Below are 13,904 nucleotides of genomic sequence, written 5' to 3'. Positions count from 1 at the left end.
CTTTCCATCCGCGGGATGTCAGGACAAAACGTGGAGTGATGCGGACACGGCGGCCGCGCGGTACCGGCGTCTCAGCTCCGACGAGGCGTCCATCCGGAAGGCAACGGTCCATTCCGGACAGCACGTTCGCGGTCCGCGCGCGCGGACCAGCCCTGTGCACCGTCGACCGTGTCGAACGCACCCCGCGCCAGTCGGAGCCCGACATCCTCGTGATGCATGCGCGGCGCGCCCCCGCGGCGCACCGATGCCCGCACGCTCCACGCGTCGTCGGCGAACCCGCCGCCGCGGAAGACGCGGTAGTCGTCATAACGGGCGGGATCCAACAGGTCCCAGCACCACTCCCAGACGTTGCCGAGCGTGTCGAAGAGACCGTTGAGGTTCGGCAGCTTGCCGCCGATGTCCTGCGGAGAGGACACCCCGTCCGCACTCGTCCATGCCGCATCGGCAAGAGGCGCATAGTGCGGACCTGTCGACCCGGCGCGGCAGGCGAACTCCCACTCCGCTTCTGTGGGGAGCCGGTATCCGTCGGCGGTCGTGTCCCAGGTCACCTCCTCGCCATCGAACAGATAGACCCGATCCAGGCCCTCCCATTCGGATGCGGCGTTGCAGAAGTGGATCGCGCGCAACCAACTGAGGTCGGCGGCGGGGCGACGCGGGTGGCGCACCGGGATGCCCAGCACCTCGGTGAGCTGCTCCTCCGTCACCGGATACACACCGATCCGGAACGGCTCGAGTGTCACATCACGCCGCTCGTCACGACGCGCATCGTGCAGCGTCAGAACACCGGCGGGTATACGCGCCAATTCGAAGTCGCTCACCGATCCCCCGCAACCGAGGAACCGCTTCGCATCACGAGGGCACTCGTTCGACCCAGGACGGGTACTTCGCCGTGCGGCCATCGCCCGACGAGGTGCGCGTCACGCGTCGGCGGACCCAGGGACCGACGAACTCCCGGTAGTAGGCGAGCCCCGATGGCCCGGTACCCAGTCGATCATTCGGGGCCCACCATGTCGCCGGGGGCTCGAAACCGAGCGCGTGCAGCACGCGGGCAGCGACACGGTGGTGACCCGCCGCGTTCATGTGCAGACGGTCATCCGCCCAGTACGCACCGCGCGAGAGCTCACGATCCGGCCAATTGAGTGCTCGGACCACGTCGGGGCGCTCTTCGATCCGCCGGAGTACCGCGTCGGAGAGCAGATCGCCGCGCCGCTGGACGAGGGAGCCCATCGGGAGCTGCCCGCTGGGATTGGCACCCGAGAGCAGGATCATGGTCACGCCCTCCTCATCGCACCGCCGCAGCACTCGGCTGAAGGCATCGGCGATGTGCTCGACATCGGTGCGCGGGCGCAGCATGTCGTTGCCACCGCCGTTGAAGGAGAGATGCGTCGGGCGCAGGGCGAGCGCGGGTTCGAGCTGCTGCTCGACGATCGGCCAGGCGAGCTTGCCCCTGATCGCGAGGTTCGCGTACTGGATGGAGTGGCCCGCCGCGTCCGCCCAGCCTTGGGCCGCGAGATCGGCCCAGCCGCGCTCCCGCCCATCCGGAAGAACGTCACCGACCCCCTCGGTGAACGAGTCGCCGATCGCCACGAACCGCACATCTGCCATCGTCCCAGCCTATTGCGGCTCACGACGCGCGGCGTCAACGGTCGTCGAGAGCCTGACCACCCCGATCGACGAGCCCCCATGCTGCGGCGGCCGCACCGAGGAAGCACACGCCGAACACGGCGAACAGCAGCGGAGCCCCACCGGCGATCAGAAGGACCGGTACGGAAAGCGGCGCCACGATCGACGCGATGCGGCCGACCCCGGCGGCCCAGCCCGCGCCCGTTCCCCGCAACGACGTCGGATAGATCTCGGGCGTGACGGCGTACAGCGCGCCCCAGGCACCGAGGTTGAAGAAAGACAGAGCCATACCCGCAGCGATGATCGCCCCCTCGGTCGTGGCCGTGCCGAAGATCACAGCCGAGACGGCCGACCCCAGAAGGAACACCGACAGGGTCAGCCGTCGCCCCCAGACCTCGATCAGCCACGCGGCGACCGCGTATCCCGGAAGCTGCGCGAGCGTGATGATCAGTGTGAATCCGAACGAGCGGACGAGATCGAACCCGGCGTCCACGAGGATGCTCGGAATCCAGATGAACGCGCCGTAATAGGCGAAGTTCACGCCCAGCCACACCACCCAGAGGCAGAGGGTGCGCAGGCGGAACTCGGGGTTCCAGAGCGTGGTGAGGCGGGCCCGAGCCGTGACCGCGATCGCGCGGGACGCCGGCTCCTTCCGAATGGCCGGGGCCGTCCCCACACCGGCATCAGCCTCGAAGGCCGAGACGATTCGTTCAGCTTCCGCGATGCGTCCACGCGAGGCGAGCCATCGCGGAGACTCGGGCATCCGCCACCGCACGAACAGGGCATACACGGCAGGAATCGCGCCGAGCGCGAAGGCCCAGCGCCAACCGTCGTCGGACGCCGGGATGACCAGGAACCCGATGACGGCGGCTGCCGTCCATCCGAGCGCCCAGAAGGCCTCCAACACGACGATCAGACGACCGCGGATTCGAGCAGGAGCGAACTCGCTCACGTAGGTCGACGCGACCGGGAGCTCGGCACCGAGACCAAGCCCGACGAGGAATCGCAGCACGAGGAGTGCTGCGATTCCGCCGACGAGCGCGCTGGCCCCGGTCGCGATGCCGTACACGAGCAGGGTGAGTGCGAACACCTGGCGGCGACCGAAGCGATCGGCCAGCAGACCGCCGAGCGTCGCACCGATGGCCATCCCGATGAAACCGACCGAGGCGATCCACCCCGCCTCGCCCTTGGTCAGTCCCCACTGCTGCGTGAGGGCCGCGAGGATGAAGGAGATCAGACCGACATCCATCGCGTCCAGGGCCCATCCGAGCCCGGATCCGGTGAGCAGCCGGAGGTGTCGACGCGTGAACGGCAGGACGTCCAGGCGCTCGGCCAGCGATGAGCGGCTCGGCAGGGCGGTGTTGGCCATGCTCCTCATCGTAGAGCCGAGCGCCGGACGCCCCGCACGCGATATCGTCAGTCCTGCGCGCCGAGGATCCGCTTCACCCGAGGGATCACTTCGGTGCCGTACAGCTCGATACTGCGCATCATCGACTCGTGCGACAGGGTACCTGTCGCGTACTTCAGGTCGAACCGTCCGAGACCCAAGGTCGTGATCGTGTCGGCGATCTTCGCGGCGACTCGATCCGGTGAGCCCGCATAGATCGCCCCTTCCGGACCGACATCGTTCTGGAAACGCGCGCGGCTGTATGCCGGCCAGCCGCGCTCGCGGCCGATGGTGTTGTTCATCGCCTCGAAGCCGGAGTACGCCGCGTCCCAGGCCTCCGCGTCGGTCTCGGCGATGTGGCCCGGCGAATGAACGGAAACGGGGTGCGAGGTCGTGCCGAACGACGCCACGGAGCGGTGGTAGAGGTCGACGAACGGCTTGAACCGATGGGCCGGTCCCCCGATGATCGCCAGCATGAGCCCGAGCCCGTGACGAGCGACCCGCACGACGGATTCCGGGCTGCCGCCCACGCCAACCCACGTGCGAAGACCCTTCTCGGTCTTGGGGAACACGTTCGCGTTGTCGAGCGACGCCCGCATCGTGCCCGACCATGTCACGGGCTCTTCCTTGAGCAGCTCGACGAACAGCTCCAGCTTCTGCTCGAACAGTGCGTCGTAGTCGCGGAGGTCGTAGCCGAACAGGGGGAAAGACTCGATGAAGGATCCGCGCCCGAGAACGACCTCGGCGCGACCGTCCGAAAGCGCGTCCAGCGTCGAGAAGCGTTCGAACACGCGTACCGGATCGTCGGAGGACAACACGGTCACCGCGGTGCCCAGTCGGATGTGTTCCGTGCGAGCCGCGATCGCGGCCAGCACCATCTCCGGCGCGGACACCGCGAACTCGGCGCGGTGGTGCTCCCCCACCCCGAAGAAGTCCACGCCCACCGTGTCAGCGAGCTCTGCCTGCTCCACGACGTTGCGGATGGTCTGCGCTCCGGTGAGGAGCTCTCCGTCTGTGTCCCTCGTGATGTCCCCGAAGGTGTCCAGCCCGAATTCGATGCCCATGTCATCCCTCTCTATTCAGGTGAATGAACACGCGGCGATCGAATCGCATTCCCGTCAGCGCGGAAGCAGCGCGCTGCGCAGCGTGTCGAGGCCGACCCCACCCATGTCGAGCGCGCGCTTGTGGAAGCCCTTGAAGGAGAAGGCGTCGCCCTCCGCCGCACGGACGCCGTCACGCACCTGCTCCCAGATGCGCTGACCGACCTTGTACGACGGAGCCTGCCCCGGCCAGCCGAGGTAGCGGTTCACCTCGAACTGCACGAACTGATCCGACATGTTCACGTTCTGACGCATGAAGTCGAGTGCGTACTCCGCATCCCACACTCCCGTGCCATCGAGACGTGGCTTGCCCAGGTGTACGCCGATGTCGAGCACCACACGGGCCGCCCGCATACGCTGTCCGTCGAGCATGCCGAGTCGATCGGCGGGATCGTCGAGGTAGCCGAGCTGCTCCATCAGACGCTCGGCGTACAGGGCCCACCCCTCGGCGTGGCCCGAGGTGCCGGCCAACAGCCGGCGCCAGGAGTTGAGCTCGGCCCGGTTGTACACGGCCTGGGCGATCTGCAGGTGGTGACCCGGCACGCCCTCATGGAAGACGGTGGTGAGCTCTCGCCAGGTGTCGAACTCCGTGACGCCCTCGGGAACGGACCACCACATACGACCGGGACGCGAGAAGTCGTCGGTCGGGCCCGTGTAGTAGATGCCACCTTCCTGGGTGGGCGCGATCATGCACTCGAGCGTGCGGATCGCCTCGGGGATGTCGAAGTGGGAGGCTCCGAGTTCGGCGACCGCGCGATCGCTCGTCTCCTGCATCCACTTCTGGAGAGCGTCGGTGCCCACGAGCTTGCGGGCAGGGTCGGCTTCGAGGTGGGCCACGGCCTCTTCGACGGAGGCCCCCGGCAGGATCTCATTCGCGATCGCGGTCTGCTCCGCCACCATGCGCGCGAGCTCTTCGCGGCCCCACTCGTAAGTTTCGTCGAGGTCGATCGTCGCCCCGAGGAAGCGACGGGAGTTGAGCGCGTACAGGTCGCGTCCGACGGCGTCGACCTCTCCGGCGGCGGGGGCGAGTTCCTCCGCGAGGAAGCGGCGCAGCTCGTCGTACGCGACGCGTGCGGCGGCGGAGTTGTCGGCGAGAGTACGCGCGAGCGAGGCGGGCAGCTGGCCTTCTTCGGGGTCGGCCTCCGCGACGAACGCGGCGAAGAATCCGTCATCCGCGGTGTAACGGTCGATCTGCGTCGCGACCTCGATCACTTGACGACGTGCCGGCGTCACCCCCTCGGCGATACCGGTGCGCAGCGTCTCGACGTAGCCACGGAGGGCGTCGGGAACAGCGGCGAGCCTCGTCGCGATCACATCCCAGTTCTCGACTGTCGCGGTCGGCATCAGGTCGAAGGCCGCACGCACATCCTGCGCCGCCGAGGCGATGACGTTGAGATCGCGCAGATGCCACTTCGCGTCGTGAAACTCGAGATCGAGACGCAGCTCCGCGCCCAGGTCGGTCTTGGTCACCTCGTCGATCGCGTCGACGGGCTCGAGGGCCGAGAGCCTGTCGAGTGTCGCGCGAGTCGCAGCGGCGATCTCTTCCTGCCCCGCGGGGCTCAGGTCACCGAAGCGATCGTTCACCTCGTCGCGGCCGATGTAGGTCCCGAGAGTGGGCGCCAGTACCGCGATCGTGTCGACCCATTCATCGGCGACGGCGTCGATGGCGGAGGGAGTGCGGGGAGCTGAAGTCATAGCTGCCAGCCTAATCCCCGACCCCCTCTCGCCGCCGGGTCTCAGTGCGCCGCTTCGTTCCAGTCGCGGCCGCGTCCGACCTGCACGTCGAGCGGCACCGAGAGCTCGGCCGCATCCCCCATCCGGGCGCGCACGATCCGCTCCGTGGCATCCCACTCCCCCGGAGCGACCTCGACCACGAGTTCGTCGTGGATCTGCAGCAGCACGCGAGAGGAGAGCTGCTCGGACCGGAGATCGTCGTGGATGTGCAGAAGCGCGATCTTCATGATGTCGGCCGCACTGCCCTGGATCGGAGCGTTGAGCGCCGCACGCTCGGCGTTCTCGCGCAGCACCCGGTTCGGACTCGCCAGGTCAGGGAACGGGCGACGGCGACCGAAGATCGTCTCGGTGTAGCCGACCTCCTTCGCCTTCATCACCGAGGCCCGCAGATAGTCGCGCACGGCGCCGAAACGTGCGAAGTACTCGACCATGAGCTGCTTGGCCTCGGACTGCTCGATACGCAGCTGCTTGGAGAGCCCGAAGGCGGAGAGGCCGTAGACGAGACCGTACGACATGGCCTTCACCTTGGTGCGCATGGCCGCAGTGACGTCGCTCGGCTCGACGCCGAACACCCGCGCGCCGACGAAGCGGTGAAGGTCTTCTCCGCTGTTGAACGCTTCGATCAATCCTTCATCACCGGACAGGTGCGCCATGATGCGCATCTCGATCTGCGAGTAGTCAGCCGTGAGCAGAGACTCGTACCCCTCGCCGACTTCGAAAGCACTGCGGATGCGGCGAGATTCCTCGGTGCGCACCGGGATGTTCTGCAGGTTCGGATCGGTGCTGGAGAGACGACCGGTCTGGCTTCCGGTCTGCACATAGGTCGTGTGCACACGGTGGTCGTCGCCGATGGCCGTGTCGAGCGACTCGATGATCTGGCGCAGCTTTGTGGCTTCGCGATGCTGCAGCAGAAGGCTCAGGAAGGGATGGGGATTGCTCTCCTGCAGGTCGGCCAGCACCGCGGCATCCGTCGAGTAGCCGGTCTTGGTCTTGCGGGTCTTGGGGAGCTGGAGGTCTTCGAACAGGACCTCTTGGAGCTGCTTGGGCGAGCCGAGGTTGAACTCCCGTCCCACGACGGAGAACGCCTCCTGCGCGAGCCCTTCGGCTCGGGTGGCGAGCTCACCGGAGAACGTCGACAGCACGTCGTGAGAAACCGCCACGCCCGCGACCTCCATATCGGCGAGGGTGAGCAGTGTCGGGAGCTCGATGTCGACCAGGACCGCGGCGACCGGCTCGGGGATGTCTTCGCGAAGCGCATCGGCGACGCGAAGCGCGAACCATGCCTCCTGCGACGGGGTGGCCCCCTCCGTCTCGGGGACGAGCTGCGTCGGATCGGCCTCGGGAAGCTTCTCGCCGAGGTAGCGTTCGACCAGATCGGAGAGCGTCTTGTCGGGGAAGCTGGGGCGCAGCAGCCAGCCAGCCAGGCTCGTGTCGTAGGCGAGCCCGCCGAGGCGGACGCCCTGGCGGATCAGCGCCTTCACCTGCGGCTTCGCGTCGTGGAGCACCTTCGGCGCGTCGGACTCGATCCATCCGCGCAACGCTTCGGCGGCGGCGTCTGCCCAGTCGGTCTCGCGGAGCTCGGTCAGCGTGGCGGCACCGATGCGCACGGGGACCCCGCCTTGGGTCGTGATGCGCAGAGAGACGTCGCCTTCCTGGGCCGCGGCCCACGTGGCGAGATCGGTCGGCGTCACCTCAGCGGGGACGGGAAGGACGACGACGGATGCGGGGTCGTCGGCGACCTCGCCTGCGCCCACGGCCTCGAACACGCGAGGCAACAGGGTGCGGAACTCGAGGCGCGCGAAGATGTCACGCACAGCCTGCGGATCGATCGGTGCCACCGCGAGATCGGCGGGGCCGACCGGAAGCTCGACGTCGGTGAGCAGGCGGTTGAGCTTGCGGTTGCGACGGACGTCCTCGATGTGTTCGCGGAGGTTGCCGCCGACCACGCCCTTGATCTCATCGGCACGGGCGATCAGCTCATCGAGCGAGCCGAACTGCGTGAGCCACTTGACCGCGGTCTTCTCGCCGACCTTCGGCACGCCGGGGAGGTTGTCGCTCGTCTCCCCGACGAGTGCCGCGATGTCGGGGTACTGCTCTGGTCGCACCCCGTATCGCTCCTGAACGGTGGACGGGTCGTAGCGCTTAAGCTGGGAGACACCCTGCACCGACGGGTACAGCAGAGTGACATCGTCGTTGACGAGCTGGATGGTGTCGCGGTCGCCGGAGACGACGAGCACTTCGAAGCCCTGCTCCGCGCCCTGCGACGCGAGGGTCGCGAGGATGTCATCGGCCTCGATCCCCTCTTTCGTCAGGACCGGGATGGACATCGCGGCGAGGCAATCCTGAAGGAGAGGGATCTGACCCTTGAACTCCTGCGGCGACTCCGACCGCGTCGCCTTGTATTCCGGGTACTCATCCGTGCGGAACGAATGACGCGAGGTGTCGAAGGCGATCGCCAGATGCGTCGGCTGCTCGGCCTTGATGAGGTTCACCAGCATCGACAGGAAGCCGTAGATGCCGTTGGTGTGCTGATTGTCCTTGGTCGTGAAGTTGTCGACCGGGAGGGCGAAGAAGGCACGATAGGCGAGCGAGTGGCCGTCGACGACCATGAGGGTAGGCTTTGCGGAGTCCGTCACCCTGTCAGCCTAACGAGGACGACAGACACCCGCTGAGGAGGATGCATGAGCGACGTCGCGATGAGCGAGGGACTCGACTGGGCCACGGCCCGTGGAATGGGTGCTCTGGCCGAGAAGATGGGCATGGAGTTCGTCGAGTTCAGCGTCGAGCGCTGCGTCGCGACCATGCCCGTCGAAGGCAACACCCAGCCGGTGGGACTCATGCACGGCGGCGCCTACGTGGTGCTCGGGGAATCCCTCGGATCGATGGCGGCGAACCTGCACGCCGGTGCCGGCCGACTCGCCGTCGGTGTCGACATCAACGCGACGCACACGCGTTCGGCGACCTCGGGCGTCGTCACGGGAGTGTGCACGCCCGTGCACCTGGGCAGGAGCATCACCGTTCACGAGATCGTGGTCACGGACGATCAGGGGCGCCGCTGCTCGACGATCCGCATCACCAACATGATCAAGGACCTTCCCGCCGAGCGCTGAGCGGTTCCTCCAGCAGTCGCTGGAACAGCAGGTGGTCCTGCCACTCCCCCGCGATGCGGAGGTATTTCGGCGCCATACCGATGCGCTCGAAGCCGTTTCCGAGCAGCACCCGTTGTGACCCGAGATTGTGCAGCAGCGTCGCCGCCTGCAGCCGATGGAGGCGCAGTTCCGCGCGCGAGTACTCGATGATCTGCGCGACCCCGCGGCTCGCGAGCCCACGGTGCAGCCTCGACCTGTCGACCCAGTATCCGAGGTCGGCGCTCCAGAACGCGCCACGGACGATGTTGTTGATGTTCATCCGTCCGCGGATCTCTCCGTCATCGGATTCGATGACGAAGCGGATGCTACGGCCACAGGCCGCATCATCCACGCATTGCTGCACATGCTGCTCTTGCGAGTCGACGGAGAAGAACGCCTCGCTTCGGGTGGGTTCCCACGGTGCGAGATGCTCGCGGTTCGCGAGATAGGCGCGCGAGAGCGCAGCGCCATCGCCCCGCCGTACGGGCCGCAGGATGTGCTCGGTATCGAGCCGGAGGATCCCGGCGTCCACCGCTACTTCTTGGGAGCGAGCTGTTCGATGATCGCCTTGGCGACGTCCTGCATCGTCAGACGGCGGTCCATGGACGCCTTCTGGATCCATCGGAACGCCTCGGGCTCGCTCAGGCCCATCTTCTCGTTGAGGAGGCCCTTGGCGCGGTCGACGAGCTTGCGGGTCTCGAAGCGCTCGACCATGTCGGCGACCTCGGCCTCGAGCGTGATGATCTGCTCGTGGCGGGCCAGCGCGATCTCGATCGCGGGCAGGAGGTCGTTCGGGGTGAACGGCTTCACGACGTACGCGAGAGCACCCGCCTCGCTGGCACGCTCGACGAGCTCCTTCTGGCTGAATGCCGTGAGGAGGACGACGGGGGCGATGTTGCCCTTGTGCAGCTTCTCGGCGGCACTGATGCCGTCGAGCTGAGGCATCTTGACGTCCATGATGACCAGGTCGGGACGCAGCTCGGTCGCCAGAGCGACAGCGGTCTCTCCGTCACCGGCCTCACCGACGACATCGAAGCCGTTGTCGCGGAGGATCTCGACGATGTCGAGACGGATCAGCGACTCATCTTCGGCGACGACGACGCGTCGGGGTGCGGATGACGTGGGCTGCTCAGCCTGCTCTTCTTGCTCTGTCACACAACCATCCTAGTGGAGTGCCCCTGTCCACAGGCCCTAGGCGCTCGGCGCGGACGTTCACGCGCCTCGCCTGCGCTAAAGTCGTAAACGCGACACACGAGCCGGCGTGGCGGAATGGCAGACGCGGAGCACTCAAAATGCTTTGTCCGAAAGGGCGTGTGGGTTCGAGTCCCACCGCCGGCACCCTCGATGAGACTCCCTCCATCGTCTCCTCCGCGCCCACCGGCCCCTCCCTCGAAACGGCCCCGTGCGCTAGAAAGTCCTTATGCACGAAGGCGACGACCTGCCTGCCGCACACGCTGCGCGTCCGCGACGTCGGCGCCGTGCCCTCATCGTCATCGGCGCCGTCCTCGCCGTGGCTCTCATGCTCCTCGCCACCGAGGTGACACGGAGAACGCTCGCCGAGCAGGACGAAGCCCGAGCGGATCCCGCGTTCTACACCCTCCCCTCTCCCCCGCCCCGGGAAGATCCGGGCGAGATCATCCGCATCGAGTCGATCGAGAGCGCACCCGTGGGCGCCGTCGCGTGGCGCGTGATCTACCACTCCCGCGATCTCGTGGGGGCAGACATCCCTGTCTCCGGCGTGGTGATCGTCCCGGACGGGCCTGCTCCCGAGGGCGGACGCACCGTGATCTCCTGGGGCCATCCCACCACCGGTGCGGCATCGACGTGTGCGCCTTCACGCGGCCTGGATCCGTTCCAGTACATCGAGGGGATGCATGAGCTGCTCGCCGAGGGCTACGCGGTCGTGGCCACCGACTATCCGGGGCTCGGCGTCGAAGGCGCGTCGTCGTATCTGCTCGGCGTGCCCGAGTCCAACAGTGTGCTCGACATCGTCCGGGCGGCGCGACGGATCGACGACGCACACGTGAGCGACCGGGTCGTGCTGTGGGGACACTCGCAAGGCGGGCAGGCTGTGCTCTTCGCTGCGGAACGTGCAGCGGAGTACGCGCACGAGCTCACGATCGAAGGTGTCGCTGTGGCGGCCCCCGCAGCGAACCTGAACGCGCTGATGACCGACGACATCGTGAACCTCTCCGGCGTCACGATCGCCTCCTTCGCCGTCCCGGCCTACGAGGCCGCCTACGCCGAGCAGTACGGAGCCACAGAGATCACAGACATCCTCACGCCCGCCGGGCTGAAGGCGACGCCGGACATGGCCGCGCTGTGCCTGCTCACGCAGAACGAGGAGATCCACGCGATCGCCGACCCGCTGGTCGGCGGGTATGTTCGGAGCGACCCCGCCACGACCGAGCCGTGGCAGACGATGCTGCGGGAGAACAGTGCGGGGAACAGTCCCCTCAGAGTGCCCGTCTTCGTCGGCCAGGGAGAAGCCGACGAACTCGTGCTGCCGAGCGCGACCGAGGGCTACGTGAAGCTGCTGTGCACGCAGAACGCCGAGGTGACGTTCCACCGCTACCCCGGCGTCAGCCATGGCCTCGCCGCCTATGCCTCCCTGCCGGACCTGCTGCTGTGGCTCCCGACGCTGGACGGAGACCGCGCAGAGGCTGACGGCTGCCGGTGACCTTCTGATCCTCGGCGACGAACTATTCCGCGAGGACCGCGAGTTCCGCCAAGACCCGAGGATTCGCGAGGATCCGGAAGTGCCCGCCCGTGTCGAGGCGGACGTTCTTGGCTCCGGCGAGTTCGCTCCCCTCCGGGATATGGGGGTCGAACGCCGCATAGACCGACACGATCCGCTCGTTCACCGTGAGCTGCTGCGCGAGGCTCACGATCGACGGGTCTTCCGGTGAGAACTCCCGCAGAGTCCGCGACAGCATGAGCCGGGCATAGCGCGAACCCCCGAACGGGGTCGCGATCGCGAGCATCGAACGCACTCGCTCGCCCGCGGGACCCGTCATCACGACCTTTCCCGCGAGACCCCCTTTGCTGTGGGCGACGAGGATCACATCGTCGAGCCCGTTCTCCGTCAGGAACGCCTCCACGGCTCGCGCCATGTCCGCCACCGGTCGCTGATTCCGGTGAAGCGTATCGACGATGTGGACCGGATGCCCGCGGTCGTGCATGGCGGCGACGAGCGGCTGCAGGAACCGCCACGTCTCATAGACGCCCGGAAGGACGATGATGTGCGCAGCACTCCCGGATGCGAAGGATGCCGGATCGGTGCGGCCGAACATCGCGCGCACCTGCCAGTACCCGGCGTACACGTAGTCGGCGATCCACCACCCCGCGTTCTTCAGCACGCCGATGACAGGCTCCTCCGACGACACCACGGCTCCATGAGTGAAAACTACCCGATGCGCATGACAGAGGGGGCGGGACCGAAGTCCCGCCCCCTCTGGATGCTGTGCGTCAGACGCCGGCCTTGTAGATCGGAGCTGCACCGCGGATCGCATCGCCGACCTTGTGCACACGAAGGTCGTTCGTCGATCCGACGATTCCGGGAGGGGAGCCGGAGATCACGACGACCTTGTCCCCTTCCTCGGCGAGACCGTTACCGAGCAGATACTCGTCGACCTGGTGATACATCAGGTCGGTGTGCTGCACCATGTCGACCAGGGTCGAACGGATGCCCCAGGTCAGCGCCATACGGCGACGGATGCCCGGCTCGGGCGTGAACGCGATCATCGGGATGCGCGAGCGCAGGCGCGACAGACGACGCGCGGAGTCGCCCGACTGGGTGAACACGCAGAGGAACTTCGCGTCGACGAACTCGGCGACCTCGAGAGCAGCAAGCGTGATGGCACCACCCTGGGTGCGGGGCTTGGTCGTGAGGGGCGCGATGCGCTCCAAGCCGTGCTCTTCCGTGGACGCGATGATCCGCGCCATGGTCTCGACGACGACCACCGGGTAGTCGCCGACGCTGGTCTCACCCGACAGCATGACCGCGTCCGCGCCGTCGAGCACGGCGTTCGCGACATCCGAGGTCTCGGCGCGGGTCGGCACCGGGCTGCTGATCATCGACTCGAGCATCTGCGTCGCGACGATGACCGGCTTGGCCATGCGACGCGCGATCTCGACGGCGCGCTTCTGCACAATCGGCACGGCCTCGAGCGGAAGTTCCACACCGAGGTCGCCACGAGCGACCATGATCGCGTCGAACGCGTCGACGATCTCTTCGAGCGCGTCGACGGCCTGCGGCTTCTCGACCTTGGCGATGACAGGGACGCGGACGCCCTCTTCCGCCATGATCTCGTGCACACGCTCGACGTCGGCGGCGTTGCGCACGAACGACAGGGCGATCAGGTCGGCACCGATGCGCAGACCCCAGCGCAGGTCGTCTTCGTCCTTCTCGCTCAGCGCGGGGACGTTGACGGCGACGCCGGGCAGGTTGATGCCCTTGTTGTTGGACACGGCACCGGCGACGATGACCTTGGTCGTGACGGTGACGCCGTCGGTCTCGACGACCTCGACCCGGACCTTGCCGTCGTCGATCAGGAGGAAGTCTCCCGGCTTGACGTCATGCGGCAGACCCTTGAAGGTCGTCCCGCTGATGTCCTTGTTGCCGATGATGTCCTCGGTGGTGATCTTGAAGATGTCGCCCTTGGCGAGTTCGTAGGGGCCGTTCTCGAACTTGCCGAGACGGATCTTCGGGCCCTGCAGGTCGACGAGGATGGCGACGGCACGGCCGGCGTCTTCTGCGGCACGACGCACGTTGGCGTAGTTGTTCTCGTGCACGGAGTAGTCGCCGTGGCTGAGGTTCAGTCGAGCGACATCCACCCCCGCATCGATCAGTGCGCGCACCGTCTCATAGGTGGAGGTGGCGGGGCCCAGGGTGGCGACGATTTTCGCGCGTCTCAAAGATTTCTCCAGGGT

At 67.1% G+C, this 13,904-nt stretch carries 12 protein-coding genes and 1 tRNA gene; 3 read left to right on the top strand and 10 right to left on the bottom strand.

The window, feature by feature from the left end:
* Positions 1–71: 71 nt before the first annotated feature.
* From GZ64_RS0104995 to polA, 6 genes are read right to left on the bottom strand one after another with little or no spacing between them, the layout of a single operon-like run.
* Positions 72–818: a formylglycine-generating enzyme family protein gene (locus GZ64_RS0104995; protein WP_029265372.1), complete on the bottom strand. Its 747-nt coding sequence runs from the start codon at positions 816–818 to the stop codon at positions 72–74.
* 31 nt (positions 819–849) lie between these two features.
* Positions 850–1,605 (bottom strand): SGNH/GDSL hydrolase family protein, encoded by a 756-nt coding sequence (locus GZ64_RS0104990; protein WP_021200582.1) that lies wholly within the window; start codon positions 1,603–1,605, stop codon positions 850–852.
* A 34-nt stretch (positions 1,606–1,639) separates the two neighbouring features.
* A complete protein-coding gene (locus GZ64_RS0104985; protein ID WP_029265370.1) occupies positions 1,640–2,992 on the bottom strand; it encodes an MFS transporter in 1,353 nt (450 codons plus the stop codon).
* A 47-nt stretch (positions 2,993–3,039) separates the two neighbouring features.
* On the bottom strand, positions 3,040–4,074 hold the full coding sequence (locus GZ64_RS0104980) for an LLM class flavin-dependent oxidoreductase (protein ID WP_029265369.1): 1,035 nt from the start codon (positions 4,072–4,074) through the stop codon (positions 3,040–3,042).
* A 54-nt stretch (positions 4,075–4,128) separates the two neighbouring features.
* Positions 4,129–5,805 (bottom strand): DUF885 domain-containing protein, encoded by a 1,677-nt coding sequence (locus GZ64_RS0104975; RefSeq protein WP_029265368.1) that lies wholly within the window; start codon positions 5,803–5,805, stop codon positions 4,129–4,131.
* A gap of 41 nt (positions 5,806–5,846) precedes the next feature.
* Positions 5,847–8,480, bottom strand: coding sequence for a DNA polymerase I (gene polA, locus GZ64_RS0104970; protein ID WP_029265367.1), 2,634 nt, complete (start codon positions 8,478–8,480; stop codon positions 5,847–5,849).
* A gap of 45 nt (positions 8,481–8,525) precedes the next feature.
* Here polA and GZ64_RS0104965 point away from each other — a divergent pair, with 45 nt between their 5' ends.
* A complete protein-coding gene (locus GZ64_RS0104965; RefSeq protein WP_021200587.1) occupies positions 8,526–8,954 on the top strand; it encodes a hotdog fold thioesterase in 429 nt (142 codons plus the stop codon).
* Here GZ64_RS0104965 and GZ64_RS0104960 read toward each other — a convergent pair.
* Positions 8,929–9,504: a GNAT family N-acetyltransferase gene (locus tag GZ64_RS0104960; RefSeq protein WP_231479827.1), complete on the bottom strand. Its 576-nt coding sequence runs from the start codon at positions 9,502–9,504 to the stop codon at positions 8,929–8,931. The genes GZ64_RS0104965 and GZ64_RS0104960 overlap by 26 nt on opposite strands.
* A gap of 2 nt (positions 9,505–9,506) precedes the next feature.
* Positions 9,507–10,127 carry an ANTAR domain-containing response regulator gene (locus tag GZ64_RS0104955; protein ID WP_017830602.1) on the bottom strand — a complete coding sequence of 207 codons (621 nt, stop codon included), beginning with the start codon at positions 10,125–10,127 and terminating at the stop codon, positions 9,507–9,509.
* A 100-nt stretch (positions 10,128–10,227) separates the two neighbouring features.
* Between GZ64_RS0104955 and GZ64_RS0104950 the strand changes: the two genes are divergently transcribed.
* Positions 10,228–10,310 (top strand) — tRNA-Leu (locus tag GZ64_RS0104950).
* An 82-nt stretch (positions 10,311–10,392) separates the two neighbouring features.
* Positions 10,393–11,652: an alpha/beta fold hydrolase gene (locus GZ64_RS0104945; protein WP_029265365.1), complete on the top strand. Its 1,260-nt coding sequence runs from the start codon at positions 10,393–10,395 to the stop codon at positions 11,650–11,652.
* A gap of 22 nt (positions 11,653–11,674) precedes the next feature.
* Here GZ64_RS0104945 and GZ64_RS0104940 read toward each other — a convergent pair whose 3' ends face one another.
* Both GZ64_RS0104940 and pyk read right to left on the bottom strand, forming a co-directional pair.
* Positions 11,675–12,361 (bottom strand): esterase/lipase family protein, encoded by a 687-nt coding sequence (locus GZ64_RS0104940; RefSeq protein ID WP_029265364.1) that lies wholly within the window; start codon positions 12,359–12,361, stop codon positions 11,675–11,677.
* A gap of 79 nt (positions 12,362–12,440) precedes the next feature.
* The gene (gene pyk, locus GZ64_RS0104935) at positions 12,441–13,889 is read right to left on the bottom strand and encodes a pyruvate kinase (RefSeq protein ID WP_021200591.1); all 1,449 of its coding nucleotides are present in this window, start codon (positions 13,887–13,889) and stop codon (positions 12,441–12,443) included.
* Positions 13,890–13,904 lie beyond the last annotated feature (15 nt).

This window comes from Microbacterium sp. Cr-K32 (assembly GCF_000708345.1).
Taxonomy (GTDB): Bacteria; Actinomycetota; Actinomycetes; order Actinomycetales; family Microbacteriaceae; genus Microbacterium; species Microbacterium maritypicum_A.
This window is presented reverse-complemented; position numbering and strand designations above follow the sequence as displayed.

Coding starts and splice junctions, on each gene's coding strand:
- GZ64_RS0104990 (WP_021200582.1), bottom strand. CDS start 1,605: ATGGCAGATGTGCGGTTCGTGGCGATCGGCGACTCGTTCACCGAGGGG.
- GZ64_RS0104985 (WP_029265370.1), bottom strand. CDS start 2,992: ATGGCCAACACCGCCCTGCCGAGCCGCTCATCGCTGGCCGAGCGCCTG.
- GZ64_RS0104980 (WP_029265369.1), bottom strand. CDS start 4,074: ATGGGCATCGAATTCGGGCTGGACACCTTCGGGGACATCACGAGGGAC.
- GZ64_RS0104975 (WP_029265368.1), bottom strand. CDS start 5,805: ATGACTTCAGCTCCCCGCACTCCCTCCGCCATCGACGCCGTCGCCGAT.
- GZ64_RS0104965 (WP_021200587.1), top strand. CDS start 8,526: ATGAGCGACGTCGCGATGAGCGAGGGACTCGACTGGGCCACGGCCCGT.
- GZ64_RS0104945 (WP_029265365.1), top strand. CDS start 10,393: ATGCACGAAGGCGACGACCTGCCTGCCGCACACGCTGCGCGTCCGCGA.